At 42.3% G+C, this 26,360-nt stretch carries 27 protein-coding genes and 3 riboswitches; all 27 genes read left to right on the top strand.

Annotation, left to right across the window (positions count from 1 at the left end):
* Nucleotides 1-65: 65 nt before the first annotated feature.
* Nucleotides 66-503: a ribose 5-phosphate isomerase B gene (gene rpiB / locus V6C17_RS06170; RefSeq protein ID WP_333521671.1), complete on the top strand. Its 438-nt coding sequence runs from the start codon at nt 66-68 to the stop codon at nt 501-503.
* A gap of 47 nt (nt 504-550) precedes the next feature.
* Complete coding sequence (locus V6C17_RS06165; protein ID WP_333521670.1) at nt 551-1,102, top strand: TIGR01440 family protein; 552 nt, start codon at nt 551-553, stop codon at nt 1,100-1,102.
* 36 nt (nt 1,103-1,138) lie between these two features.
* On the top strand, nt 1,139-2,374 hold the full coding sequence (glyA, locus tag V6C17_RS06160) for a serine hydroxymethyltransferase (RefSeq protein ID WP_333521669.1): 1,236 nt from the start codon (nt 1,139-1,141) through the stop codon (nt 2,372-2,374).
* Nucleotides 2,375-2,384: 10 nt separating this feature from the next.
* Nucleotides 2,385-3,020: a uracil phosphoribosyltransferase gene (gene upp / locus V6C17_RS06155; RefSeq protein ID WP_333521668.1), complete on the top strand. Its 636-nt coding sequence runs from the start codon at nt 2,385-2,387 to the stop codon at nt 3,018-3,020.
* Between the two features lie 526 nt (nt 3,021-3,546).
* Nucleotides 3,547-4,326: an NAD-dependent deacylase gene (locus V6C17_RS06150; RefSeq protein WP_333521667.1), complete on the top strand. Its 780-nt coding sequence runs from the start codon at nt 3,547-3,549 to the stop codon at nt 4,324-4,326.
* Between the two features lie 204 nt (nt 4,327-4,530).
* The gene (locus V6C17_RS06145; protein WP_333521666.1) at nt 4,531-4,824 is read left to right on the top strand and encodes a DUF2325 domain-containing protein; all 294 of its coding nucleotides are present in this window, start codon (nt 4,531-4,533) and stop codon (nt 4,822-4,824) included.
* Between the two features lie 15 nt (nt 4,825-4,839).
* Nucleotides 4,840-5,088 carry an STAS domain-containing protein gene (locus V6C17_RS06140; RefSeq protein WP_333521665.1) on the top strand — a complete coding sequence of 83 codons (249 nt, stop codon included), beginning with the start codon at nt 4,840-4,842 and terminating at the stop codon, nt 5,086-5,088.
* A 214-nt stretch (nt 5,089-5,302) separates the two neighbouring features.
* Nucleotides 5,303-5,725, top strand: a complete 423-nt coding sequence (locus V6C17_RS06135; protein ID WP_333521664.1) for a flavodoxin — start codon at nt 5,303-5,305, stop codon at nt 5,723-5,725.
* Nucleotides 5,726-5,882: 157 nt separating this feature from the next.
* Complete coding sequence (cobO, locus tag V6C17_RS06130) at nt 5,883-6,434, top strand: cob(I)yrinic acid a,c-diamide adenosyltransferase (RefSeq protein WP_333521971.1); 552 nt, start codon at nt 5,883-5,885, stop codon at nt 6,432-6,434.
* Nucleotides 6,435-6,462: 28 nt separating this feature from the next.
* Nucleotides 6,463-7,245, top strand: coding sequence for an SDR family NAD(P)-dependent oxidoreductase (locus V6C17_RS06125; protein ID WP_333521663.1), 783 nt, complete (start codon nt 6,463-6,465; stop codon nt 7,243-7,245).
* 403 nt (nt 7,246-7,648) lie between these two features.
* The gene (locus tag V6C17_RS06120; protein WP_333521662.1) at nt 7,649-9,250 is read left to right on the top strand and encodes an ABC transporter substrate-binding protein; all 1,602 of its coding nucleotides are present in this window, start codon (nt 7,649-7,651) and stop codon (nt 9,248-9,250) included.
* 79 nt (nt 9,251-9,329) lie between these two features.
* Entirely contained in the window at nt 9,330-10,337 is a 1,008-nt protein-coding gene (locus V6C17_RS06115; RefSeq protein WP_333521661.1) for an ABC transporter permease, read from the top strand.
* A complete protein-coding gene (locus V6C17_RS06110; protein ID WP_333521660.1) occupies nt 10,330-11,196 on the top strand; it encodes an ABC transporter permease in 867 nt (288 codons plus the stop codon). Before V6C17_RS06115 ends, V6C17_RS06110 begins: the two co-directional genes overlap by 8 nt.
* A 15-nt stretch (nt 11,197-11,211) precedes the next feature.
* On the top strand, nt 11,212-12,138 hold the full coding sequence (locus V6C17_RS06105; RefSeq protein ID WP_333521659.1) for an ABC transporter ATP-binding protein: 927 nt from the start codon (nt 11,212-11,214) through the stop codon (nt 12,136-12,138).
* A gap of 12 nt (nt 12,139-12,150) precedes the next feature.
* The gene (locus V6C17_RS06100; protein WP_333521658.1) at nt 12,151-12,777 is read left to right on the top strand and encodes an ABC transporter ATP-binding protein; all 627 of its coding nucleotides are present in this window, start codon (nt 12,151-12,153) and stop codon (nt 12,775-12,777) included.
* Complete coding sequence (locus V6C17_RS06095) at nt 12,767-13,135, top strand: DUF6262 family protein (protein WP_333521657.1); 369 nt, start codon at nt 12,767-12,769, stop codon at nt 13,133-13,135. The genes V6C17_RS06100 and V6C17_RS06095 overlap by 11 nt, the downstream gene beginning before the upstream one ends.
* 69 nt (nt 13,136-13,204) lie before the next feature.
* Nucleotides 13,205-13,389: riboswitch (cobalamin riboswitch) on the top strand.
* 166 nt (nt 13,390-13,555) lie between these two features.
* The gene (locus V6C17_RS06090; protein ID WP_333521656.1) at nt 13,556-14,392 is read left to right on the top strand and encodes a sirohydrochlorin cobaltochelatase; all 837 of its coding nucleotides are present in this window, start codon (nt 13,556-13,558) and stop codon (nt 14,390-14,392) included.
* Nucleotides 14,393-14,408: 16 nt separating this feature from the next.
* Nucleotides 14,409-14,590: riboswitch (cobalamin riboswitch) on the top strand.
* Between the two features lie 201 nt (nt 14,591-14,791).
* Nucleotides 14,792-16,687, top strand: a complete 1,896-nt coding sequence (locus V6C17_RS06085) for a TonB-dependent receptor plug domain-containing protein (RefSeq protein WP_333521655.1) — start codon at nt 14,792-14,794, stop codon at nt 16,685-16,687.
* A 41-nt stretch (nt 16,688-16,728) separates the two neighbouring features.
* Nucleotides 16,729-17,697 carry a TIM barrel protein gene (locus tag V6C17_RS06080; RefSeq protein ID WP_333521654.1) on the top strand — a complete coding sequence of 323 codons (969 nt, stop codon included), beginning with the start codon at nt 16,729-16,731 and terminating at the stop codon, nt 17,695-17,697.
* 1 nt (nt 17,698) lies between these two features.
* Complete coding sequence (locus tag V6C17_RS06075; protein ID WP_333521653.1) at nt 17,699-18,643, top strand: ABC transporter substrate-binding protein; 945 nt, start codon at nt 17,699-17,701, stop codon at nt 18,641-18,643.
* 57 nt (nt 18,644-18,700) lie between these two features.
* Complete coding sequence (locus V6C17_RS06070) at nt 18,701-19,702, top strand: FecCD family ABC transporter permease (protein ID WP_333521652.1); 1,002 nt, start codon at nt 18,701-18,703, stop codon at nt 19,700-19,702.
* Nucleotides 19,699-20,937: an ABC transporter ATP-binding protein gene (locus tag V6C17_RS06065; protein ID WP_333521651.1), complete on the top strand. Its 1,239-nt coding sequence runs from the start codon at nt 19,699-19,701 to the stop codon at nt 20,935-20,937. Before V6C17_RS06070 ends, V6C17_RS06065 begins: the two co-directional genes overlap by 4 nt.
* A gap of 95 nt (nt 20,938-21,032) precedes the next feature.
* Complete coding sequence (locus tag V6C17_RS06060) at nt 21,033-22,064, top strand: ATP-binding protein (protein ID WP_333521650.1); 1,032 nt, start codon at nt 21,033-21,035, stop codon at nt 22,062-22,064.
* A 21-nt stretch (nt 22,065-22,085) separates the two neighbouring features.
* Entirely contained in the window at nt 22,086-23,957 is a 1,872-nt protein-coding gene (locus V6C17_RS06055) for a magnesium chelatase subunit D family protein (protein ID WP_333521970.1), read from the top strand.
* Nucleotides 23,958-23,974: 17 nt separating this feature from the next.
* A complete protein-coding gene (locus V6C17_RS06050) occupies nt 23,975-24,622 on the top strand; it encodes a MotA/TolQ/ExbB proton channel family protein (protein ID WP_333521649.1) in 648 nt (215 codons plus the stop codon).
* A complete protein-coding gene (locus V6C17_RS06045) occupies nt 24,609-25,019 on the top strand; it encodes an ExbD/TolR family protein (protein ID WP_333521648.1) in 411 nt (136 codons plus the stop codon). Before V6C17_RS06050 ends, V6C17_RS06045 begins: the two co-directional genes overlap by 14 nt.
* A 4-nt stretch (nt 25,020-25,023) precedes the next feature.
* Nucleotides 25,024-25,728, top strand: coding sequence for an energy transducer TonB (locus V6C17_RS06040; RefSeq protein ID WP_333521647.1), 705 nt, complete (start codon nt 25,024-25,026; stop codon nt 25,726-25,728).
* Nucleotides 25,729-25,812: 84 nt separating this feature from the next.
* Nucleotides 25,813-25,991, top strand: a riboswitch (cobalamin riboswitch).
* Nucleotides 25,992-26,360 lie beyond the last annotated feature (369 nt).

Here is a 26,360-nt window from a genome sequence, read left to right as displayed (position 1 = left end):
TATATCTGTCTAATATTTAAGCTTGAATGAGGTCGTTGACTAATAAATAGCGTGGAGGTATTGATTTGTTAATAGCGATTGGTAGTGATCATGGCGGATTTCGCCTTAAGGAAGAAATAAAACAGTTAATGTGCGAAATGAATATTCAATTTCGTGATTTCGGTACATATTCTACTGATTCTGTGGACTACCCGGAGATTTCCCGTAATGTGGCTCAGGCCGTTGCTAATTGCGAATGTACCCGCGGCATTATTATATGTGGGACAGGCATTGGCGTTTCTATTGCGGCAAACAAAATAAAAGGCATCAGAGCAGCGCTTTGTCATGATATCTTTTCAGCTCAAATGTCTCGCGAGCATAATGATGCTAACATTTTAACTATGGGTGAGCGGGTAATTGGCTGTGGACTGGCGCGAGCAATTGTAGAAAAGTGGCTGACTACCGAATTTGCGGGTGGACGTCATTCTCGCAGGGTATGTCAAATTGCTGACTTAGAAGCATAATAAGTATTAGCGTAATCTCCAGAATTGTCTAAGGAGGGCACTTAGTAATGGGTGGACTTTCTGATTTGGGCTTACAGGTACAAAGGGCGGTTGAAGAGCTTTTATCTGAAGCTAAATTAACGCCTGGACAGATCTTGGTTGTTGGTTGCAGTACTAGTGAAGTTATTGGTGCCAAAATTGGCACTGGCGGCTCAGACGAAGCCGCGCAAATAATATTTAATACTCTACATAATGTGTGCAGTAAGTATAACGTATTTTTGGCTGTGCAATGCTGTGAGCACCTTAACCGCGCATTAGTTGTCGAGAGACAAGTTATGGAGCAGTATCGTCTTGAGCAAGTAACCGTTATACCGGTTCCTAAAGCTGGTGGTGCGTTAGCCGCAAGAGCTATGCAAGATTTTACAGATGCCGTTGTAGTTGAAGAAATTGCGGCTCACGCGGGACTCGATATTGGTTGTACACTTATCGGAATGCATTTAAAACGAGTGGCTGTACCTATAAGGCTTGCACAAAAGACAGTTGGTCAGGCTATTGTTACGGCTGCACGTACTCGTCCTAAATTAATTGGCGGTATTAGAGCAATTTATGAGCTGCCATAATAATATATAAGTAAATATTGAGTTGGGGGAATGAAAGTGACTTTACTTGCTAAACTCGATCCAGAAATAGCAAATGCTATTGAACTTGAACTCAAGCGTCAGCAAAATAAGTTAGAACTAATTGCTTCAGAAAACTTTGTTAGCCAAGCTGTTATGGAAGCCCAAGGATCTGTTCTGACTAACAAGTATGCTGAAGGCTATCCAGGTAAACGCTATTATGGTGGCTGCGAGTATGTTGATATTGTTGAGCAGTTAGCTATCGATCGTGCCAAAGAACTTTTCGGTGCAGAACATGCAAATGTTCAGCCGCACTCTGGTGCTCAGGCTAATACTGCTGTTTACTTTGCTTGCCTAGAACCAGGTGATACAATCCTTGGGATGAACCTGGCGCACGGCGGTCACTTAACTCACGGTAGTCCTGTAAATATATCAGGAAAGTATTTCAAGATAGTTCCATACGGAGTTAGTGAAGATACCCATCGTATTAATTATGACGAAGTTCGCAAACTAGCTATAGAGCATAAACCTAAAATGATTGTAGCTGGCGCAAGTGCTTACTCTCGGACAATAGATTTCGAGGTTATGGGGAACATAGCGAAGGAAGTCGGCGCACTTTTCATGGTTGATATGGCTCATATCGCCGGACTTGTTGCAGCTGGTGTACATCCAAGCCCAGTACCTCATGCAGATATCGTCACAACTACAACTCATAAAACACTGCGTGGTCCTCGCGGCGGTATAATCCTTTGTCGCCAGGAATTTGCTGCAGCTATTAACAAAGCAGTATTCCCTGGTATTCAAGGCGGTCCGTTAATGCATGTTATTGCCGCTAAAGCGGTAGCTTTAAAAGAGGCTATGACTGATGAGTTCCGTCAATATCAGCAGCAAATTGTGAAAAATGCTCGCGCTTTGGCTGGCAAACTTGTTGAATCAGGATTCAGCTTAATCTCTGGCGGAACTGATAATCACCTAATGCTTGTTGACGTACGAGGGCAAAACTTGACTGGTAAAGAGGCTGAGAAGCTTCTTGATGAAATCGGCGTTACTGTTAATAAGAATGCTATACCTTTCGATCCGACAAGTCCATTTGTAACTAGTGGTATCCGTGTTGGAACGCCAGCACTTACTTCACGCGGAATGAAAGAAGAAGATATGGAGCGGGTAGGCGAGATAATTGCCTTAACGCTGAATAATCCTAACGATGAAACTGCCAAGGCTAAGGCAGTCAGCATGGTAAGTGAGCTCTGCCAAAAATACCCGTTATATGCATAGGAGAATAGATATGAATAATATAAAAATAAATATAATTAATCACCCGCTCATCCAGCACAAGCTAACCTTTATTCGCGATGAGAAAACAGGCACAAAAGAATTCCGCGAGCTGTTAGAAGAAATAGCTATGCTGATGGCTTATGAAATAACCCGTGAAATGCCGCTTGAAGAAACTGAAGTGCAAACTCCTGTAGGCCCTTGCAAGTGCAAGGTTTTAAGCGGAAAGAAAATTGGCGTAATTCCAATCCTTCGCGCTGGCTTAGGAATGGTTAGCGGTGTTGTTAAGTTAATTCCAGCCGCAAAGGTTGGTCATGTTGGACTATACCGCGATCCAGAAACTTTAAAACCTGTGGAATACTATTGCAAGCTTCCTACCGATGTGTCTGAACGGGAATTGGTAGTAATCGATCCCATGCTCGCAACTGGTGGTTCAGCAGCTGCTGCTATTGAACTATTGAAAACCAAAGGGGCTAGAAATATTAAGCTTATGTGCTTAGTTGCTGCACCTGAGGGAGTAAAAGTAGTTAATGATGCCCATCCAGATGTTGAAATTTATACTGCGGCTGTTGACGAATGTTTAAATGACCATGGCTATATCGTACCTGGTCTAGGTGACGCAGGAGATCGTATTTTCGGAACAAAATAGAACTTTTTGGGGGAGACTTTAGTCTCTCCTTTTTTTGCTGTTGGAATAGATAGAGATAAGTAGGCTCTTATGATTTGCTTTATTATAATAGTTGGACGGATAGGTGTAGCTACCTATCCTGAAGTGAAAAGTATGTTGAGCTAAAACGATCCCTTAGAGAATATGATAAAAAACACTGCGATATCATCGCGGCCGTAGCCCTCTGTGTCCTCTGCGTACTCTGTGGTTAATAACGGAATCTTTTAAAATGTTAGAATATTTAAGTAAAGGTATTGCCTTTTTTCGAATATGTTGGTATTATATGAGTATAAGTTATAAGTTAACTTAATATTGAGGCTGAGATATGAGAAGCCCGAAACCCGTTATGCTTGGCATGACTAGTTTCGGCTTTTATTTTCTGAACTCATCATAAAATTTAATCCCCACACAAATCCACACCCTAAAAAGACTGAACTTGGACAATGTCCAAGTTCAGTCTTTTTAGGTTATAATAGCTCTAAGAAGTTTTCTAAGGTGAGGGTTGAATGTGCAAAATACATATGAAATTGCTGATGCCTGGCGGAAAGCTAAGAAGGTAGTGGTTTTTACCGGAGCAGGTATGAGTACTGAGTCAGGGCTGCCGGATTTCCGTTCGGCGCAGGGATTATGGAAGCAGCGCCCCGAAGCGTTAGCTACACTGGAGGCTCTATATAGTCAGCCGGGTGAATTTTACTTTTTTTATCAGTGGCGAATAGCCAAGCTATGGGAGGTCGCCCCTAATAATGGACATACAGCGCTTGCGGCCTTGCAACAGGAAGGGTATGTTCATAAACTAATAACCCAAAATGTTGATGGTTTGCACCAGAGGGCTGGTTCGGTAGATGCGATAGAATTGCATGGCACACTAAGAACAGTTAGCTGTATAGAGTGCAGCTATACTGCGGATAGTCGTACGCTGCTGCCTGACTATACAGGGTGGGAGGCTGCTTATCGCAAGGGTACTTATAATTATGGAATGGAGTGTCATTGCCCAGAATGCAATAGCTCTATGAGGCCGGATGTCGTTTTGTTTGGCGAGGCGCTTCCTCAGAAGGCTTGGCAAAAAGCCCAAAATGCCTGCAGCGAGGCAGACTTCTTTGTTGTTATCGGCTCTTCGCTGGCAGTATCACCGGCAAATTATTGTCCGCAAATGGCTTTAAGCAATGGGGCCAATCTGCTGATAATTAATAATGAGCCGACGCCGTTTGATAATTACGCCAAGTGGGTTATTAGAGAAAAGGCAGGAGAAGTTTTAGATCGCGTTAAGGATAACATTTTAAATTTGTAGTAATATGTAATTAAAAATTACCAATATAGTTTTAAAATTGCTTGACAAAAATAGTAAAGAGGGCTATTCTATTAATAGAAATGATAATCATTATCAAATAAATATTAAAAATAAATACATGCATGCAACTACATGTATTTTTTTTACAAACACAATGATAATGATTATCAAATGACTTGTAAAACTATCAAAGGGAGGATGCTTATGTCTATTGTAATTGTTGGCGCTGACTATCTCGGGGGTATAGAAAAGAATCTTTATGCAAAGGGCGTCAAAGAACTAATACATATTACTGGGCGAAAAGCGGCCAACAGAAATAAGATCAATATACCTAAGCATACTTCATTTGTCTTGGTATTAACTGATTTTGTCAATCACAATACAGCTAAAATGATTAAAACAGCGGCCAAGACTCAAGAAGTGCCATTAGTATTTGCAAAGCGTTCATGGGGAGCTGTAGAAAAGCAATTACTTGATGCGGGCGTAATTAACGCTTAAGAAGGACGTGATTATATGTCAATCTGGGTAAAAGCTGATTCTTGCCAAGTATATATGCATATTAGTGGAGCTGTCTGTTCCGAACATATTGATTTTTTAGAGTACAATTTGCTTAACCGTCTGCATTATGGCTACCGCCGCATAATTATAAACATGCAAAATGTCAGTATGCTTGATAGTGAGGGTGCTAAGATGCTCAGCTATGTTCGTGATCAAGTTTCCCGCAAAGGTGGAGAACTGATTATTGAAGGCTGTAATTTCTAAAATAATATTTCATTGGGAATAAGTGATGACGCATCCGCTGCGGTTATTACCGCTGTAGATATAGTGAGACTTAATTCAGATGGATTTTTTAATTCCATCTGAGTTTATCCAGGGACCAAATTCAAATACTACCACATTATACAAGTAGTAGTATTTGAATTTGGTCGTGGGTAAAGTAAGAAATTAGATATAAAATACGTAGGGGGAATTCAAAGTGAAAAAAGTGGCTGTTATTTACTGGAGTGGTACAGGCAATACTGAAGCAATGGCAAAAGCGGTTGCTGAAGGTGCTAAATCTGATAATACTGAGGTAAGCCTGCTTTCGGTTAGTGAGGCGACTTTAGATATAGTTAAAAACTCTGATGCAATTGCCCTAGGATGCCCATCCATGGGAGCAGAAGTATTAGAGGAGTCTGAAATGGAGCCATTTGTAGCATCAATTGAAGGAATATTAACCGGCAAGCCATTGGTTTTATTCGGATCATACGGTTGGGGCAATGGTGAGTGGATGCAAGATTGGGTCGATAGAATGACTAATTGTGGTGCAAACCTGCTTAGCGAGGGGTTGATCATTCAGGATATGCCGGGTGAACAAGGACTTGCAGACTGCAAGGCTTTGGGCATGAAATTAATCTAATAATAAAGATACAAGGCTTGGTGAGTACGATACTCACCAAGCCTTTACTATTATAAGGTCAAATAAACAGAGGGTGACTTGACAATCCAAAAATTACTAGGTATTCTTTTCACAGAAATAAAACTGTCTATTACGAAGGCGGAAAAGCCAAAACAGAATTAGAGAGGGTGCTATTGTGTCAGATACTAAAGGTCTAATTATTGTACATACCGGCAATGGTAAAGGGAAGACTACTGCGGCTCTTGGCATGGCTCTTCGGGCATGGGGGCAGGGGCTTCGGGTACTAATCGTACAATTTATCAAAGGTAATTGGAAGTATGGCGAACTTAAGGCAGCTGAAGCATTAGGTCCCAATTTTGTTATACGTCAAATGGGAGAAGGTTTTGTTAAAGACGCTAAGGGTGAAGCTGCTGCGGACCACCAGAGTGCTGCTAACGAAGCTTTTGAAATGGCTAAAGCAGAAATTATTTCTGGGAATTGGAATCTTATAATCCTAGATGAAATAAACTATGCTGTGAAATTTGGTCTAGTGTCAGTCGAAGACGTAATAGCATTGTTAGACCAAAAGCCTGAGCAGATGCATGTTGTTCTTACTGGTCGTGATGCACGTGATGAGATTATTGAGAAAGCTGATTTAGTAACAGAGATGAGAGAAATCAAACATCCCTATAAAAAAGGTATCAAAGCCCAAAAAGGGATAGAGTTTTAGCAGCGAAAAAGATTATGGGGGGATAAAAATGGCAGCTTTAACAGACAAAACGGTTTTTATCAGTGGAGCCAGCAGCGGCATCGGCGAGGCCTGTGCTCTGGCATTTGCCAGAGCGGGCGCGAATTTAATCTTATGTGCTCGCAATACCGAAAAACTTGAAAAGTTGGCTGATAGTCTAAGTAAGCAGTATGAGGTCGATATTTTAGTTCGGCATTTGGACGTACGGGATAAGGCTGAGGTAACCCAATTGATTGATGGGCTGACAGGACAATGGCGGCGTATTGACATTCTGGTGAATAACGCCGGTTTAGCCTTAGGTTTGGAAAAACTGCAGGAAGGAAATCCAGATGAGTGGGATGTTATGCTAGATACCAACGTCAAGGGGCTTTTATATCTGACTAGAGCGATTGTGCCGCTAATGTTGGAACATGGGTTAAACGGGCAGATCATCAATCTTGGATCGACAGCAGGTATTCATTCCTACCAAGGCGGTGCGGTTTATTGTGCGACTAAGGCTGCAGTAAAATTCATAAGTGACGGATTAAGAATGGATGTTGTCGACAAGCCAATCCGAGTAACTAACATTCAGCCTGGTATGGTTGAAACTAATTTTAGCGTAACTCGTTTCCGTGGCAGCCAGGAAAAGGCTGATAATGTTTATTCTGGTATACAGCCATTGGTTGCTGAGGATATTGCTGATATCGTTCTGTATACTGCGAGTGTACCGCCGCATGTTCAAATATGTGAAGTAACAGTGACTCCAGTTAATCAGGCCACAGCAGGCGTTGTATATAAAAAGAGTAATAACTAGTATAATTTTTTGAGTGATAAAAAGTTTGTTCGATCAGCCGGATTGCAGTCTAACTGCAGAATAGGGAATAAGATAGACTAATTTCCACCCTACATAAACGTAGGTGAAAATCCTACATTTATTTTCGGAACTAGCAGGATAATCGTGGTAAACAGAGAATAAATTTACTTAAAGTTAATAATCATCATGTGGCTATGAAGGTCGCTAAATGACTACGAAGGTCATGCTCCAAATAGTTTGGGGCTATCTTGCGTAGTCTTTTTTTATTTAAATTTCACTTGTTCTTTATTACATATGGCGTTTAAAAACCATATGAAGCGTGGTGAACTACCCGGTTAATTTTTATCCATTACGTGTATTGATGCAAAGTGTACGTAAAAAGGAAAATTGTTTGGAGGATAGTATGAAGAATAAAAAAATTATAGTATTGTGTCTGATAATAACTTTCTTAATTACATTAGTTGGCTGCAGTAAAAATACTGATAAGAACACAAATTCAGCTAAAGATAGTGTAGTTATTGCTATGGATGCCGAGTCAGAACCTGCTGCGGGATTTGATCCAATTATGGGATGGGCTGCGGGTGAGCATACCCATGATCCCTTGTTTCAAAGTACATTGCTGATTACAAAAGATGATATTACAATTGGCTATGATTTGGCGAAAGAGTATACTATTTCGTCGGATGGACTTACCTGGACTTTTAAAATTCGCTCTGATGTCAAATTTACAGACGGTGTACCACTTACTGCTAAAGATGTGGCTTTTACCTACAATAATGCAATGAAGCAGGCAACCGAGACAGATTTGTCAATGTTAAAATCTGTCGAAGCAGTTGATGATACCACTGTCAAATTCCATTTCAAAACACCTCACTCAGCGTTTGCTTATACGGCTGCCGTCGTGGGTATTGTTCCTGAGCATGCTTATAAGGCTGAAACCTATGGCAAAAATCCAATTGGTTCAGGTCGCTATGTTTTAAAACAGTGGGATAAAGGTCAGCAAGTAATTTTGGAAGCAAACCCTAATTACTATGGCGAAAAACCAAACATTAAGAAAGTTACCATTGTTTTTATGTCGGAAGATGCTTCATATGCGGCAGCTAAAGGCGGACAGGTAGATGTAGCATATACTGCCCCGTCTTATACAGTTAATCCTGTCAAGGGCTATAATATTCTTGCTTTTAATAGTGTAGATGTTCGCGGTCTTAATCTTCCAGCGGTTCCTGCAGGGCATAAGACACCTGCCAAGAAAAGTGGTGAGACCTATCCAGCAGGTAATAACGTGACTTCAAATTTAGCCATTCGGCAGGCAATTGCCTGTGCGATTGACCGCGAGGCCATTGTAAAGAATGTTCTGTATGGCTATGGCTCAGTAGCCTATAGTGATAGCATTAATGAACCTTGGGAAAACGAGGCTATGAAAACTTCGTATGATCCTGCAAAAGCAAAAAGTATACTAGAAGCAGACGGCTGGAAATTAAATGCCGAAGGTATCTACGAAAAGCAAGGGCAAAAAGCCGAATTTGATCTTCTTTATATTGCCTCAAACTCTGTTCGAACTGGCATTGCGATGGCTGTAAAAGAAATGCTAAAACAAGTGGGAATAAAAGTAAATCCAATAGGCTCAAGCTGGGATAAGATTTCAACCTTGTGTTATGAGACACCGCATGTTTTTGGCGCCGGATTACATTCGCCTACCAGTATAAGAAGTCACTATTATACTGGTAAAAACTTTGCCTCCTACTCCAATCCAACTGTTGATAAATATATCGACGAAGCGCTAGCGGCTACTTCTTTAGAAGCATCTTATCAATATTGGAAAAAAGCTCAATGGGACGGAACTACCGGGGTTACTCCGCAAGCAGATTCCCCTTGGGTGTGGCTGGTGGAAATTAAACACATTTATTTTGCCAAGGAGAACCTGAATGTGGTTGATAAAAAAATTCATCCACATGGCTATGGCTGGACAATTGTTAATAATGTTCACAAATGGTCTTGGAAATAAGATTGCAAATATTCTATGGAACAGAGAATGCCTACTTTCTCTGTTCCATAGGCTTTATTCTTTTAAATGAGGTATTTCTATGGATGTTGAAAAGTATTCCGGTATTATAAGATATATCGGAAAAAGTATAGTAAAAATCGTTTCATTGTTAATTGCAGTCAGTATTCTTTCATTTATCCTGGTTTCAGCATCGCCGGTTGATCCAATTCGCGCCTATATTGGGGAAGTTGGCATGGCTAATATGAGTGCCGAGAATTTAGCCAAACTAGAAGCGTATTTTGGCTTAAACATACCTCCAGTACAAAGGTATTGGAATTGGTTTAGCGATTTTGTTCAAGGGAATATGGGATCATCGCTTCTCTATCGTCAGCCTGTTGCAGATGTTATCCAAGTGAAATTTATGAACTCTATGGTCCTAATGACAACTGCCTGGATGTTCTCGGGCATTCTAGGATTTGTATTAGGGATTGTCGCCGGATTATATCGCGGTCACTGGATTGATAAATTAATTAAAGGATACTCACTGCTTGTTGCCAGTACGCCAACTTTTTGGCTGGCACTGGTTTTATTGATGGTTTTCTCAGTATGGCTGCAGATCTTGCCAATTGGCTTGAGTGTGCCGATTGGAGTAAATGCCGCCGAAGTCACGGTGTTTGACAATCTAAAGCATTTGCTTCTGCCAGCTTTGACACTTAGTGTAATTGGAATTGCCAATATTACTTTACATACCAGGGAAAAAATGATCGATATCATGGGGGAAGATTATATCCTGTTTGCCAAAGCACGAGGTAAAAGCACGGTCTCAATTATCCGCAATCATGCTCTCCGCAATATCATCCTTCCAGCTATAACCTTGCAATTTGCTTCTATCAGTGAGATTTTTGGAGGTTCTGTTCTGGTAGAACAAGTCTTTTCTTATCCTGGATTAGGGAAAGCTGCAGTTTCGGCCGGTTTAAGCGGTGATGCGCCTCTTTTGCTAGGTGTTGCAGTGATCAGCGCAGCGTTAGTATTTGTCGGCAATTTAATTGCTAATATTTTATATGGGATTATTGACCCTAGAATAAGGCGGGGAAGCGCATATGAATAATACTTCTTCGGTCACTGTTTTGCAGAAATACCAAAGGAGAAAATTGAATCAACGCAGTCAGACAATTATTTATTTAGCTTTTGGTGGTATCTTTTTATTTGCTATTACACTAATTGGTACCTTGCTTGGAGATGTAGCCATAACAACGAACTTTACTCAGAAAAATCTTGTGCCGCAGATGGCACATCCGTTTGGTACTGACTACCTGGGCCGAGATATGCTTTCCCGTACTTTGAAGGGAATGTCGATAAGTATTTATATTGGACTTTTTGCCTCAGTTATTAGTGCGCTTATAGCAGCAATTTTAGGGGCGGCGGCTGCAACTTTAGGAAAAAAGGTAGATGCTATTATAACCTGGTTTATCGACTTGGTTATGGGCATCCCTCATTTATTGCTGCTTATATTAATATCGTATGCTTTAGGAAGAGGTACATTTGGCGTGGTTGTTGCCGTTGCGATAAGCCATTGGCCGCTTTTGACCAGGATAATCCGGGGCGAAATCCTTCAGTTAAAAGAAGCAAACTATATAAAAATTGCCGGAAAACTAGGCCAGAGCAAGATGAAAATCGTCGCAAAACATATGATTCCGCATATATTTCCACAGTTTCTGGTTGGGTTAGTGCTGCTTTTTCCCCATGCCATTTTGCATGAAGCGGCCCTTACTTTTTTAGGTTTCGGCTTGCCGCCGGAGCAGCCCGGCATTGGCATTATTTTATCTGAAAGCATGAAGTATTTAGCTCTGGGGATGTGGTGGCTGGCGCTTTTCCCGGGAGTAGTTTTGCTTGCCACTGTTATGCTTTTTGATTTGGTAGGGCAAAGTTTGCGTAAAATTATCGATCCCCGTAGTGCCCATGACTAAGGAGTGTTAACCTGCATGGATAAAAAATATATTTTGAAGATAAAAAATCTGTCCGTTTCTTTTACTAAGTATGAGCAAGGCTTGAGGCAGACTGAGTTAGATGTCATTCGTAATTTAAATGTTTCAGTGCGTGAGGGAGAGCTTGTGGCTGTGGTAGGCTCCAGCGGTTCAGGCAAAAGTCTTTTAGCCCATGCAATGTTGGGGATATTGCCGCATAACTGCAGTGCTAAAGGCAATATTTTGTTCGAAGATGAGCTATTATGTCCAGAGCGTATAAAAAAGCTTAGAGGTAAGAAGATTGTTTTGGTTCCGCAAAGTGTTACTTACCTCGACCCTTTAGAAAAGGTCGGCAAGCAAGTGCGAAGAGAACGTAGCGATGCAAGTGTTCGAATAAAACAAGAAGAACTTTTTGATTATTACAAACTACCACAAAATACTGCCGACCTTTATCCCTTTGAGCTATCTGGGGGAATGGCGCGCAGGGTTCTTCTTACCACCGCAATGATGGAGAGTCCGCGCTTAATTATTGCTGATGAACCTACGCCTGGGCTTCATTTAGATGCAGCTAAAAAGGCCATGCGTCATTTTCGTGAGTTTGCCGACCAAGGTAATGGTGTGCTACTCATCACGCATGATATTGAATTAGCACTAGAAGTAGCTGATCGTATTGCTGTTTTTTATGCGGGAACCACGGTAGAGGAAGCTCCAGTAGCAGACTTTCAATCAGTCAATACACTTAGGCATCCTTACACCAAAGCACTTTGGCGAGCTTTACCGCAAAATGGCTTTCATCCCTTCCCAGGCAATCAGACATACGTTAAAGATATGCCAAGTGGCTGTGCATTTGGGCCCCGTTGCCCCCAGCTAACGCCAGAATGTAAAGGGGATATCAAAGAGAAGACGATACGTTTTGGAACGGTTCGCTGTATTCATGCAGTGTGAGGAGCGATTGAAGTGATCTTAGAGGCAAAAGGAATTTCTTTTGGTTATAAAAAAGGTTTAAATATATTTGAAAACTTCGACATAAAAATGCACAGTCATGAACGAGTCGGTATTGCAGCACCCAGTGGCTTTGGCAAGACAACGCTGTGCCAAATTTTATCAGGTTATATAAAACCTGCAAGTGGGCAGGTATTGTTAGATGGAGAAGACATTTACAGTATAAAAGGATATTGCCCTGTTCAAATGATATATCAGCATCCAAAAAAATCGGTTAATCCAAGGCTGCGCATGCAAGATGTAATTGCCGAAGGTGATGGAATCGAAGACCGGATTATCGAGGGATTGGGTATAGAGCGTGATTGGTTTAATCGTTTTCCCAGTGAATTATCCGGTGGTGAGCTGCAACGTTTTTGTATTGCTAGAGCGCTAGGCAAGCGGACAAAGTTTCTTATTGCTGATGAAATAAGTACAATGCTCGATCTTATTACCCAAAGCCAAATATGGAATTTCTTGCTTCAAGAAGTAGCAGAAAGAAAAATCGGCCTGATTGTTATAACCCATAGTACTCCTTTGATGGAGCGACTGGCTACGCGGCAAGTTATATTAAACTCCCAGAGCGTTAAAGATAATGCTGAGTGATAGAACTGAAAAGCTGAAGCGTCTCCATCAAACTAGACGCGAGAGAACGTATCAACTTGTTAACGATGCAATCCAATATTTGATTTGCTCTGGCCAGCCAGTAAATTTTAACAGTGTAGCCTTGACTGCTTGTGTTGCCAAGAAGACACTTTATAATCATCCCGATTTACGTGCTAGAATTGAGGAATTGCGTGAACAGGAATTTTCGAAGCAATTTTGTATTGCTGAAGACTTAAATAACGAGAATAAAGACAAAATTATTAGTGTGCTAATTAAAAAGATTACAAAACTGGAAGCTGACAATAAGCATTTACGCGAACAGTTAAAGTTAACAGGTACAGCGTCTAGGAACATATGATTGAATTAAAATATCCCTTTTTTGATTGACAAACGGATAATCGCATGTAATACTACACATAAGTGAAAAATTTCATATATTTGTATAGGTGCCCTAAGGGGCTTAATAGGGAAGACCGGTGTAATACCGGCGCGGTCCCGCCACTGTAATGGGAGAGTAAAGCCAAGAATATGCCACTGAGATAAATAATCTTGGGAAGGTTTGGCCAAGCGATGATCCAGAGCCAGGAGAACTGCCTATATATAAGTCACCGTTTTACCCACGAGCGATGGGGAGGGGATTTGCGCAGCGTTTCTGCTATTGTGCTTATTTCGTCCCGGTGTATTTTTATACTCCGGGATTTTTATAAGGATATACTGCTATGCATGTCTCCCTTCTTAAGGTAGGGAGATTTCTTTGTTTAATAAAGGAGTTGGGAAAATGAAAAAGGCCATTTTAGTTGTTAGTTTTGGTACTACCTATACAGATGCATTGAAGCTAAATATTGAAAGTGTGGAAGATAAAATCAGGGAGGCCTTCCCAGAATATGAAGTGCGCAGAGCATTTACGTCCCGAATGGTTATCAGAAGATTGAGTGAGCGTGATGGTATTCAGATTGATACTGAACAACAAGCGTTGGCGAGGCTTCAATCTGAGGGTTATAAAGAGGTATTCATCCAGCCCCTTCACGTTGTCGCAGGGGAAGAATATGAGAAGATTAAAAGAATGGTTGTACAGTACGCTCATGTCAAGGACAAGCCATTTGACAGAATAGCTCTTGGACGTCCGTTGCTTTACTACATGGGGCAGGAAGATCACGCTGACGACTATTTAATTGCTATCAATGCCATTAAAAATCAGCTTCCGGCATTAAATGAGAAGGAAGCAGTTATCTTTATGGGGCATGGAGGAGTTCATCCGGCTAATGCGGCATATGCTGCTCTACAGATGAAATTCGCACAAGCCGGTCTGAATAATGTTTTTCTTTATACTGTTGAAGGGTTTCCGGAACTTGATACAGTCATTGAAAAACTCAAAAAGAACAAAGTACGAAAAGTAACGTTAATGCCCTTTATGCTGGTTGCAGGAGATCATGCATATAATGATATGGCTGGGGATGAGGACGATTCGGCAAAAGCCCAGTTGAATATGGCAGGCATCGAAGTAGATGTATATTTACATGGGTTAGGTGAAAATGCAGCTATTGGGGATATTTATGTACAGCATTTAAAGGAAGCCATGGAAAAACCGGCAGGACATTGCTGTCATAAGCACTAAGTAAGTTATTTACAATTAAATAAATGTTGGTATAGGTGCCCGCAAGGGCTTAATAGGGAAGTCCGGTGCAATGCCGGCGCGGTCCCGCCACTGTAATGGGAAGCGAACTCAAATGATGCCACTGAGACAAATGTCTTGGGAAGGCTTGAGCAAGCGATGATCCAGAGCCAGGAGAACTGCCTATATATCAATCACCGTTTGACCCGCGAGCGATGGGGAGGGGATTTGTACACTATTTGGTGTGCTTATTTCGTCCCGGCGTATTTATACGCCGGGATTTTTATAGGTAAACTTATTTGTATATCTCCCTCTCTATTGGAGGGAGATTTTTTGTTTGAGTACTGCTGCTGGGGTGAGGATGTTAATAATTATACAAATTTAAAATCAGGAGGAAGAAAAGTGACTATAAAGATAAGTTTGACTAAAAATATTATTTATACCTGTATTTTAGGCAGTACAATACTGTTGCAAAGCATGCCAACTACTTATGCTAACCAAGAGGGGGGAGAGCAGTTCTATCTGGATCAAGTGGTGGTAACAGCCAATCGGATATCAACAAAAGTTTCCGAGACAGCCGCCAACGTAGAAATTATCAGCCGTGAGCAGCTAGAAAAAGGAAACTATCGTAATCTAGGCGAGGTGCTGCAGCACTTACCAGGTATACATGTAAGAAGCTATGGAACACCTGGCAGCAATAGTGCCGCGTTTATCAATGGCAGTGAACAGATTATCGTGATGATTGATGGAAGGCGCATGAATTTACCTAATGGGATTGGCGGCTTTGGGATGTCAACCGCCAAATTATCCAGCTTTGTGGGAATAGAAAATATTGAGCGGATTGAAATAGTAAAAGGCGGTAAATCAGCTTTATACGGCGCCGATGCAGTTGGCGGTATAATTAACATCATTACCAAACAGGGAGAAAAGAATGAGACTACACTGAAAGTAGCAGGCGGCAATTGGGATAGCAGCAGTATCAGCTTGACTAATGAGGGGCGGCATGGTGATTCCGGCTGGTATTTTAGCACGGATATTAGAAACATCGGCAACTATAGTGATGGGAATAGTAAAACCGTAAACCATACAGGTTCTGATCAGGATGCCTATACCTTACGTTTAGATCAAAAAATAAATGATGGTGATTTGACTTTTTCGTATGAATACTTTAGGGATGAAAGCCAAGGCAATGCGATTGCCCAAAAATTTGATAAAACCCAGCAAAATAATTGGGATTTAGCATATAAAAATCGTAATGATGACGACAATGGCTATCAAGCTAGATATTATCAGAATACTAATAACCGTCGTTATGATGGTGCTGGCCATGATGTTACAGTGTCAGGTTTTAACTATCAGACAGATAATAAAGTTACTGATAAGCATTTGTTTACTGCCGGATTAGATTGGCGTCAAGATAAAATAAAAAGCACCGAGTATGGTAATAAGCAGACAGACTTGACAGGACTTTACGTTCAGGACAAATGGGACTTGAATAATAAAGTCGGGGTCGTTCTAGGCGTCCGTTATGACAACCATGACGTTTATGGTAATCAAACTACCCCTCAGGCTTCATTAAACTATAAGGTGAGCGATAAGACCTCCTATTATGTATCTTGGGGGGAGGTATTCAATGCCCCGCGTTTCGATGATTTATACTGGCCGCACTCAGTTGAAACCTGGGGTTCTACAACCTATACCTATGATGGAAATCCAAATCTTAAACCAGAAACAGGCTGGAGCAGTGATTTTGGGATTAAGCATAAGTTTGATAGCACTACTAGCGGCAAATTTACATACTTTTATCGTAAATTAGATGATGCTATTGCCTGGAAAGATATTAGTACAGTTCCCAATAATCAGCATTGGGTGCCATCCAACGTAGATAAGCGGAAAGCTGAAGGTATTGAACTGCAGCTAAGTAAAAACTTTAACCAGGCACTGCAAGGCTACGTCGGTTTCAGTTATCTAAATATCCAAAATAAGAGCGGGGACAGCGATTATAAAAAAGATGCAAAAGTACCGGATAAGACCTGGAATGTTGGCGTTCTATATTCACAGGATAAAATTAGTGCCGACATTAAGGGGACGGCGTTAATGAGGCGGGAAAATTACGATTATAACCAATTTATTGCGAAAAGTTATTGGCTGTGGGATTCAAACATCAATTATAAATTAGACAATAGTCGTACCGTATTTTTAACTGTCAATAATATCTTTGATGCTTACTATGACGGCGTTGCAGGATATCCTAACGGCGGGCGCAGCTTCCTGTTAGGCGTCAGGGCCGTGATATAGGTTCGGCCAGAGTTGATTAAATATATGAAAAGGAAATACACATGCTTCAACTTGTGAATTTATCCAATTATAGTTCCGATAGAGAACTTATAAGAGATAGTTCGCAGCTTTTACGGGCTTTTCTGAACTATCATCACCTAGACGGAGTCGAAATGATGATATGTGCGCCATGGGATGCACGAGTTCATAAAAAAGAATGGATACATGGCGTGCATCTTATGTTTTGGCCATGCTGGTTGGATTTTTGGCGGGGCGATAAGCAAGCACTGCTGCGCCAGTTTACCAATGAAGCTGACATAAAAGCTTATTATGGTACTCTAGACCCTTTGGAATGGCTGGAGACATTTCGCGAGAATATTCGCCGAGCTAAGGCGGCCGAAGCAAAATATATAGTTTTTCATGTTAGCCATGCCAAAACAGCTGAATTATTTAAATGGTCTTTTAGTGCAGATGACAATGAAGTTATCAACGCAGTTATAGAGGTTGTCAATGCTCTTGCGGAGGATATTCCACCAGGTATGGAATTGCTGTTTGAGAATTTATGGTGGCCGGGGCTTACATTGTTGGATAAGGCGGTGACAGCTAAACTGCTCGATAGTGTTAAGCATCGTAACGTTGGCATTATGCTGGACACTGGACATCTGATGAATACTAACCCTGCCCTTAAAACCGAAGCAGACGGTGTCGATTATATTATCAAGACGGTGGAAAACTTAGGAGTTTACTGTGAGTCTATAAAGGGAATACATCTGCATTGTTCGCTTTCCGGTGAATATTTAAAAAACAGTCAAGCACAGCAAGTGACTGGAGAAATTACAGTTGCTGATGTGATGGAGCACGTAATGAAAATTGATCAGCATTTACCTTTTAGAACAAGTGCTGTTAAGAGACTTGTAGACTATATAAAACCAAAGTATCTAGTACATGAGTTTATTAACGAAGATTTAACTGGCTGGTCGCAGAAAATTTTCACCCAACAGCAAGCGCTGGGATGTAACAAGGAGGGCTAAAGTGCGGCGGTTATTTTGGTTCTTAATAATTATGCTGCTGGTCATACTGCTAAGCGGCTGCAATAGAGGTCAATCAGGACTAACGCCAGGGCAGTGGGGTTATGAGTTTAAAGATTATCAAGGATATATAGTAAAGCTTCCCGGTCAGCCCCAGCGAATTGTTTCGCTGTCAATTGGTACTGATGAGATACTGGTTGATTTAGTACCAATAGAACGCATTGCCGCTTTGAGTGCTATCTCTGAAGATACGAACATATCCTGCATAACCGAGCAAGCCAAGCTTGTCGCTAATAAAGTCAGGGCCAATCCTGAGCAAATAATAGCACTGCAGCCTGATTTAGTCCTTATCCCAGATTGGCATTCCGGCGAACTTATCCAAATACTACGAGATGCTGGGGTTAATGTATATGTATATCATACTCCAACTAATATCGAGGAAGTTAAACAGTCAATTACCGAGTTAGCACGGGTGTTGGGCGCAGAGGCAAGGGGCACCACGGTTATTACTAAAATGGACAGAGAGCTAGCCGCTGTTACTGAAAGAGTTCATAGTATTCCTCATAACGAGCGCAAAACTGTAATTCGTTTTACCTTAATGGGCGGAACTGATGGCAAAGGCAGCTTGTTTGAGGATATGTGCAAACTAGCCGGGGTTAATAATGGTGCATCGCTGGCATGTTTAAATAGCCATGACATTCTATCTAAGGAACAAATTGTGCAGATTAATCCCGATGTATTTATTATGCCAACATGGGATTACAGCGGCAAAACAGATATGAAAAAATATTATGACGATATAAGAAATGATCCTGGTCTGCAGGCTGTAAAAGCTATACAAAATGACCGCTTAGTTGCGGCTGATGGCAAGTATCAGGACAGCTCATCCCAATATATCGTATACGGAATACGAGATATTGCCAATGCCGCATATCCGCAGGATAAATAGCATAAGAAAGGCTGGAGTATGAGAAAAATTCATGATAAAGGAGTATTCCTTATAACAATGAGTGTTCTACTGGGCATTGTAGCGCTTGTTTCTTTATCTATTGGACAGGTTACTGTGCCTTTTATAAAGATAGTAGGAACAATTGCTGCTAAACTCAATGCTCCCGGAGCTGCCGAGGTGTTTTTGACACCAGAGCAGCACTCAGTCTTTTGGTACATTCGCTTGCCGCGTGTACTAGTGGGAATTTTAGTGGGCGCGGCACTAGGTATCTCGGGGGCAGTAATGCAGGGAATATTCAGTAATCCTTTAGCTGATCCGGGAATTATCGGCGTATCTAGCGGGGCATCGCTGGGAGCTGTTATTGCCATAGCCCTCGGGCTTACTTCGCAGAGTTTTTTTTACATGCCGTTATTAGCACTAGCGGGGTCTTTACTGGCTATTGCGTTGATTATTCTGCTGGCAATGCGAGATGGCAAAATTCCTGTAATGATTTTACTGCTGGCAGGCATTGCTGTCAGTATGTTCATGGGAGCAATTACCTCAGGAATTTTGACGCTGCTGAATGAACAACGGTTGCGCGAGTTTTTATTTTGGATGGTTGGAGGCTTGGATTATCGGCGCTGGGAACACGTTTACCTTACTGTTGGTCCGATTATCATTGGAATTTTCGTGCTTTGTTTATTAGCAAGACATATAAATATATTGGTTTTAGGTGACCAAGAAGCACGGTCGGTAGGCGTCCCGGTGTTCTTTTTCCGGCTGCTGCTGCTCTTTATCACGGCAGTTACCACCGCTTCGGCAGTATGTGTAAGTGGGACAATCAGCTTTATTGGTCTTGTTGTACCGCATATTATGCGGCTTTTACTGGGACCGGATCATCGGATATTGCTTCCAGCAAGTGCTTTGGCGGGAAGCATATTTCTTGTAGCTTGTGATACTGTAGGGCGGGTATTAATTCAGCCGACAGAAATAAGAGTCGGTATTATGACGGCCCTTGTTGGCGCACCATACTTCCTTTATTTGCTTCATAAATTGAAGCAAGAAAGGGGTGCGGCATGAATCAGCAGCTATTAGATGTTAACAACCTCAAAGTGGTACTGGGCTCGAAAACAATTCTGCAGGACGTTAGTTTTTCAGCTAATGTTGGGGAGTTTATTGGCATAATCGGTCCTAACGCTGCTGGCAAAAGTACGCTGCTAAGGTGTCTGCGCGGCCTTTTACCGCCGGCTGACGGAATGATACGTCTATATGGTCAAAATATCGCCGGTTTAAAGGACAAACAATTGGCACTGCAGGTTGCTTACATGCAGCAGGAGCTTAACATCGGCTTTGGGTATACTGGCTTAGAGCTAGTACTCGCAGGGCGGTATCCACATTTGAAATGGTGGCAGAATGAGCGTCAGCAGGATATTGAAATTGCCCTCGAGTTTATGAAGTTTACCGGTGTATCTGATTTGGCTGATACACCAGTTGAATGTGTCTCTGGAGGTCAAAGGCAGCGGATACTTTTGGCGAAGGTGCTGGCGCAGCAAACTCAGCTGGTTTTTTTGGATGAACCGACAGCCAGTTTGGATTTGGTGTATCAGGAAGAAATGTTTCGCTATTGCCAGAATATGTGCAGTCAGGGAAAAACTATGCTGATAGTCGCCCATGATTTAAAGCTAGCCGCTAAATTCTGCTCTCGTCTGATTCTTATAGCCGGAGGCAGTATTGTTGCTGATGGAGTGCCGTCTAAGGTTATTACGGAAGAAAACTTGAAGACTGCCTATGGTATGCAGGCTGCTGTTTTTACCAACAAGGTAACTGGTGCGCTAGACTTGCATACTTATGCTGCGCATGACAGCGTATGTTCGCAAAGGAAGGTTCATGTTATTGGCGGCGGTGGTACTGCTGGTGCTGTATTGCGGCTATTATATGAGCGTGGCTGCAATATAACATGCGGAGTGTTAGCTGAAGGCGATGCCGATGCCGAAGCGGCCAAAGCCTTTAAAATACCCGGTATATTTATTCCGCCCTTTAGTGTTATTGCTGAAGAGTCTGCCGAGCAGCATCGAGAGCAAATTGCTCAAGCTGACCTCACCATATTGACCAATGTTTGTTTTGGCGATCTTAATCTCGATAATCTTAGAGCAGCCTTTAAGGCTAAGAAGTTAATAATACTTGAAGATACGCCTATCGAACAGCGTGACTATAGTGGAGGAAAGGCAACTAATCTGTATAGAGAGCTAGTGAAGAAAGCAAATACAACTGTTATAACATCTGAGCAGTTAGCAGCTCAGCTGCCTCTTAGGTAATACCATATTTGAGATGCTGGATAATGAGCAACTTAAGTCGATTTAGAGATGCCGTAGTTATTTGAAAGTCTGTTAAAAGACATTGGGAGGAAGAAATGAATACTACCATTTATCCATTTACGGCCATTGTTGGCCAAGATGATATGAAACTAGCTTTAATTTTGAATATAATCAATCCTTCACTAGGTGGAGTACTGATTAAAGGGGAAAAAGGTACAGCTAAGTCGACAGCTGTGCGAGCCTTGGCAGACTTGCTGCCACCAATGGAGGTGTTTAGCAGCTGCCGTTTTCATTGTGATCCCAACAGTATGGTAAACTTGTGTGCGGACTGTATAGACCGAAAAAATTCCAATCAAAAAGCAGACAGCAAATTTGCAAAAATGCGTGTCGTTGAACTGCCGATAAGCGCTACGGAAGACCGGGTTGTAGGTACTCTTGATATTGAACACGCAATAAAAGAGGGCGAAAAGCGCTTTGAACCTGGGATATTGGCAGATGCAAATCGCAATATTTTATATGTGGATGAAATAAACTTGCTGGATGATCATGTTGTTGATGTGCTGTTAGATGCTGCGGCAATGGGAGTTAGCACGGTTGAGCGGGAAGGAGTTTCCTACTCACATCCGGCTAAATTTGTCCTGGTGGGTACAATGAATCCCGAAGAAGGTGATATTCGCCCCCAATTAGTAGATAGGTTTGCTTTATCGGTAACGGTTAAAGGCGAACATGCACCTGAACAACGGGTTGAAGTTATAAAACGCCGATTGGCTTATGAACAAAATCAGGCGGAATTTGCTTCTAACTATGCTGAGAAACAGCAGCAACTAGCTGAGCAAATTAATAAAGCCCGAAAGCTATTGCCTCAGATTGAGTTACCCGATGATTTATTGCTGCTAACGGCAAAGCTTTCTATAGCCCTAGAAGTAGATGGTCATCGGGCTGATATCACGGTAATTAAGACAGCCATGACCATGGCTGCTTTTCAAGGGCGTGCTTTTGTAAATACTGACGATATAAAGCAGGCTGCCCGGATGGCATTGCCTCACCGAATGCGCAGGCGTCCATTTGAAGATGGGGTATTAGATTGGAATAAAATCGAGACAGTCTTCGATGAACATCAGTTATAGGAGGCAACTATAGTGCGGAGAATGGTATTTCCGTTCGCGGCAGTTGTAGGACAAGAGCAAGTTAAACAGGCTCTGCTTATTGCAGCAGTGAATCCAAAAGCCGGTGGTTTGCTGCTCAATGGTGTAAAAGGCGCCGCAAAATCGACATTAGTTCGCGGTCTTGCTAATCTGCTCGAAGGTATTAGCATTGTTGAATTACCCCTTAATGCCACTGAGGACATGGTTTTTGGCAGTATAGATATTCAAAAAGCCATCAAACAGGGCGTTAAATCAGTGGCACCTGGTATTTTAGCAAAAGCTGATAATAACATTTTATATATTGATGAAATCAATCTACTTCGGCGTGAAATTGTAAGCGGAATCTTAAATGCAGCTTCAACCGGCACAAATATTGTTGAACGAGAAGGTATTTCATGCTGCCAAAATTCACGGTTCATCATGATAGGAAGTATGAATCCTGAGGAAGGAAGCCTGCCGCCGCAGCTGCTTGATCGCTTTGGAATGGTTGTAAATGTTGTGGGAGAGCAGGATATTGCGTTGCGTGCTCAGATTATTCGCCGGTTTTTGGCTTATGAAATCGATCCGGCTGGTTTTAATCGCCAATTTCAAGCAGAAACTTTGTGTTTGCAGCAGCAACTTGCTGCTGCAAAGCAACGGCTCCCCTATGTAGAATTATCAGAAGCTATGGTAGAACTGACTGTACAACAATGCTGCAAAGCTCAGTCTGCTGGTCATCGGGCAGAATTATTCCTGGTAGAAGCTGCCAAAGCCATTGCTGCGCTAGCTGAGCGGCTTTTTGTTTCACCAGATGATGTTGCAGCAGCCGCTAAATTAGTGCTGCCACATCGTATAGAGCAGCAAAGAATGGCCGATTCGCCTTCAGTCCAGCCATCTGAGCCGAAAGAGAACGAGCCGGCTGGAGAACAAGATGATGGAAACCAAAACCAACGGCAGTGTCACACCGAACACCATGGTTATTCTGAACTGGAACAGACTCAATTTCATGAAAACGAACAAAATCAGCAAGACGGTAATCATAATAGCTCCGCGGCTGAACATACTGCCGATATTGGTATGCCTTTGACAATCGGTAAATTGGATTTTAATACTAGAGATAGAATTGCCCGTCAAGGAACGGGCAAACGTAGTCTTACTAGAACTGATATGAAACTAGGCCGCTATGTAAGGGTTGAGAATAGACCGGATAGTTTTACTGATCTTGCCCTTGATGCGACTTTACGGGCCGCTGCACCTTACCAGCGTTCAAGACCGAGAGGGAATTGCGCTCTGACCATATATCGACAAGATTGGCGGAAAAAAATTCGCGAAAAACATATTGGGACCACATTCTTGTTTGTTGTTGATGCCAGTGGCTCAATGGGGGCACGACAAAGGATGAAAGCCGTTAAGGGGACAGTTTTAGCCCTGCTGCAAGATGCTTATCAAAAAAGGGACAAGGTGGGGTTGATTGCCTTCCGACGTGATCAGGCCGAACTGCTGCTGCCAGTGACCCGCAGTGTGGATTTGGCTCAAAAGTGTTTAAAGCATATGCCTACAGGTGGGAAAACTCCGCTTGCCGCTGGTTTGACCATGACGCTAGAGGTTATACAGGCTCTTAAACGACGGGATAAAGATGGGCAACCAGTTGTGGTACTAGTCACAGATGGGCGGGCAAATAGTAGCAGAAATCAATCAGATGCGGTTAATGCAGCTTTCGAAGTGGCGAGTAAGCTTGGGACAGCTGGAGTTCACAGCTTGATCATTGATACCGAACATGAATTTATAAAACTAGGTATTGCGGAAAAAATCGCGCAAAAGCTTGGCGGAGCTTACTGTAAGATAGAAGAACTATCAACGCAAAGTATCATAAGGATTGTCAATAATTTGCGTTGAGTTAAAGGAGATTTAAAATGGACTTATTATTACAATGCGTAAGTTTGTTTAACAAGGGTGGGCCAGTTATGTATCTGCTGGCATTATGCTCACTAATTGTGGTGACCATTGCGGTCGAAAGGTATTTATACTATCGCAATGGCAATGTAAATATGATGGCTTTTATAGAAAAACTGCAGCAGCTATTAGAGCGTCAGCGGCTGACTGAAGCACTGCAGTTTTGTGAGCAAACTCCAGGTATTGTTAGCAATTTGGCTGCTCAAGGTTTGCACGCCTACCAGCGAGACGAACAGGTGGAAAATACTATGACAGCCGGGTCAATGCTGGCAGCGGCGCGTTTACGTGAAAACATGAGTTTTCTTAGTGCTATCGTAACTATGGCGCCGCTTTTGGGGCTTTTGGGAACTGTTATTGGTATGATTAATTCATTTAGTGTGTTTAACGTGCAATCAGGTCAGCCGATGGCAATCACCGGCGGCGTTGGTGAAGCTCTTATTGCAACTGCTGCCGGGCTGGTTGTAGCAGTCATGGCACTATCTACTCATGTGTACTTTTCGCACCGGTTGGATAAATTGATTACTGACATGGAGCAAATTACTGCACTCTTGGTTATCCGGCTGGCCAAAAAAAAGCAGGTGCGGAGGGAAGCTCATGAAATTGCGTAGTTTACGCATCGATAGTCAGCCGCAATTAATGATAATTCCCATGATTGATATTATATTTTTTCTGCTGGTATTTTTTATGATGAGTACCTTGTATATGGTGGAACAGCGTACCATACCGGTAAATCTGCCGCAGGCCGCCTCCACCCAAAATGATACTAACCGCAGTATCAATATAACCGTGCTTCCCGATGGAAAGGTAATATTTGAGCAGGAAGAAATTCCTTTGAATTTGCTGCAAAAACGGATAAGCCTAGAACTTCAAAAACAGCCAGATAATGTGTTTGTTTTGCGGGGCGATAAAAAAGTGGAATATGGAAATGTAATTGAGGTGCTTGATCAGTTGAAACAGGCCGGTGCACGCCGGATAGCGGTTGCGGCAGAGCTGAAGGCGAGGTAGGTAAATGACAACAAGTACTAGATGGCGCCGTGCCGTAGGATTATCTTGTTTATTTCATATATTCTTCTTGCTAGGCTTGGGCTGGTTCGCTTGGCCGATGTTTGAACCCCCAGTGGTTACTGAACAACTAATTGAATTGGAGCTGGCTGCGCCTGGTAGCAAAGATTTGGCTGTCCATAGTCAGTCGGCTGCTGCAGCGACAGCTGCAGCACAGTCTATACCGGTTGCATTGCCAACAACTGAGACCCAAAACCCCCAGGTTGTGGCAGAAGCCATGTCGATACTTGCTGCCGAAGTCCAGGTAACAGCGGTGAAACCCTCTGGTGGGCTAAGCAATTATTATTCTGTGGAAAATGGCAGTGGCAGTAGTGCAACCAGCAACAGCGGTGGAGGAAGCGGTCCTTCTGCCGATACAGGTAGCGGGAAACGGGGTATATCGCCGCCAGGTATTTTAAGTAAAGTTGAACCACAGTACCCATCCAGTGCACGAAACGCCGGACAGCAGGGAACAGTTATCCTAAAGATTCAAGTTCATGATAATGGTCGTCCAGGTGATGTTGTCGTTTATAGTTCATCTGGCTATGATGCTTTAGATGATGCTGCGATTGTGGCAGTAAAAAAATGGCGATTTATCCCTGCAAAAGACAGGGAAACCGGCAGAAATATTGGTTGTGTTACAACCTTGCCAATAGTATTTCAGCTGAATTAAATAATTAAATGATAAACCAGGTCAGGTTACAGAAGAAGTTGCAGTTAAAACACTGCCTGTCATGATAATACTCAAATGTATATAAGTACATATGTTGGTATAGGTGCCCATAAGGGCTTAATAGGGAAGTCCGGTTTAAAGCCGGCGCGGTCCCGCCACTGTAATGGGGAGTAAACCCAAAGTACAGTGTCGACTCTAAGACTGTAAGAAAAATGGTGAGGAGATTTTCTGCAAGGCAAGGCGGCGGAATGAGGCATACTTGAATAGTATGCCGATTGACGACAACGCTGTCTTGCAGAAAATATACCGCCATATTATACAGGATTAGGGTCGAATACTATACTCTGCCACTGAGACGATAGTCTTGGGAAGGTTTGGGCGAGCAATGATCCAGAGTCAGGAGAACTGCCTATATAACAATCACCATTAGACCCACGAGCGATGGGGAGGGGATTATGCAGGGCAGACCATAACCTGGTTTAGTTCAGCATGATTATTTACCTCCCGACAAAGGTCGGGAGGTTTTTGCTTTCTTAAATTCCAGTAGACGCTTAACCCTGGCGGCGGTTGCAAATTGCACATTGCTTCTACGAAAAATGTAAATAAAAAAACTTAAATTAATTGGAGAGTGA

Origin of the sequence: Dendrosporobacter sp. 1207_IL3150, from assembly GCF_036763085.1 — a bacterium.
Lineage (GTDB): Bacteria > Bacillota > Negativicutes > DSM-1736 > Dendrosporobacteraceae > JBAIYU01.
This window is presented reverse-complemented; position numbering and strand designations above follow the sequence as displayed.

Coding starts and splice junctions, on each gene's coding strand:
- V6C17_RS06060 (WP_333521650.1), top strand. CDS start 21,033: ATGAATACTACCATTTATCCATTTACGGCCATTGTTGGCCAAGATGAT.
- V6C17_RS06045 (WP_333521648.1), top strand. CDS start 24,609: ATGAAATTGCGTAGTTTACGCATCGATAGTCAGCCGCAATTAATGATA.
- V6C17_RS06115 (WP_333521661.1), top strand. CDS start 9,330: ATGGATGTTGAAAAGTATTCCGGTATTATAAGATATATCGGAAAAAGT.
- V6C17_RS06070 (WP_333521652.1), top strand. CDS start 18,701: ATGAGTGTTCTACTGGGCATTGTAGCGCTTGTTTCTTTATCTATTGGA.
- V6C17_RS06040 (WP_333521647.1), top strand. CDS start 25,024: ATGACAACAAGTACTAGATGGCGCCGTGCCGTAGGATTATCTTGTTTA.
- V6C17_RS06050 (WP_333521649.1), top strand. CDS start 23,975: ATGGACTTATTATTACAATGCGTAAGTTTGTTTAACAAGGGTGGGCCA.
- V6C17_RS06165 (WP_333521670.1), top strand. CDS start 551: ATGGGTGGACTTTCTGATTTGGGCTTACAGGTACAAAGGGCGGTTGAA.
- V6C17_RS06055 (WP_333521970.1), top strand. CDS start 22,086: ATGGTATTTCCGTTCGCGGCAGTTGTAGGACAAGAGCAAGTTAAACAG.
- V6C17_RS06120 (WP_333521662.1), top strand. CDS start 7,649: ATGAAGAATAAAAAAATTATAGTATTGTGTCTGATAATAACTTTCTTA.
- upp (WP_333521668.1), top strand. CDS start 2,385: ATGAATAATATAAAAATAAATATAATTAATCACCCGCTCATCCAGCAC.
- V6C17_RS06140 (WP_333521665.1), top strand. CDS start 4,840: ATGTCAATCTGGGTAAAAGCTGATTCTTGCCAAGTATATATGCATATT.
- V6C17_RS06095 (WP_333521657.1), top strand. CDS start 12,767: ATGCTGAGTGATAGAACTGAAAAGCTGAAGCGTCTCCATCAAACTAGA.
- V6C17_RS06080 (WP_333521654.1), top strand. CDS start 16,729: ATGCTTCAACTTGTGAATTTATCCAATTATAGTTCCGATAGAGAACTT.
- V6C17_RS06065 (WP_333521651.1), top strand. CDS start 19,699: ATGAATCAGCAGCTATTAGATGTTAACAACCTCAAAGTGGTACTGGGC.
- V6C17_RS06145 (WP_333521666.1), top strand. CDS start 4,531: ATGTCTATTGTAATTGTTGGCGCTGACTATCTCGGGGGTATAGAAAAG.
- V6C17_RS06110 (WP_333521660.1), top strand. CDS start 10,330: ATGAATAATACTTCTTCGGTCACTGTTTTGCAGAAATACCAAAGGAGA.
- V6C17_RS06125 (WP_333521663.1), top strand. CDS start 6,463: ATGGCAGCTTTAACAGACAAAACGGTTTTTATCAGTGGAGCCAGCAGC.
- V6C17_RS06090 (WP_333521656.1), top strand. CDS start 13,556: ATGAAAAAGGCCATTTTAGTTGTTAGTTTTGGTACTACCTATACAGAT.
- V6C17_RS06105 (WP_333521659.1), top strand. CDS start 11,212: ATGGATAAAAAATATATTTTGAAGATAAAAAATCTGTCCGTTTCTTTT.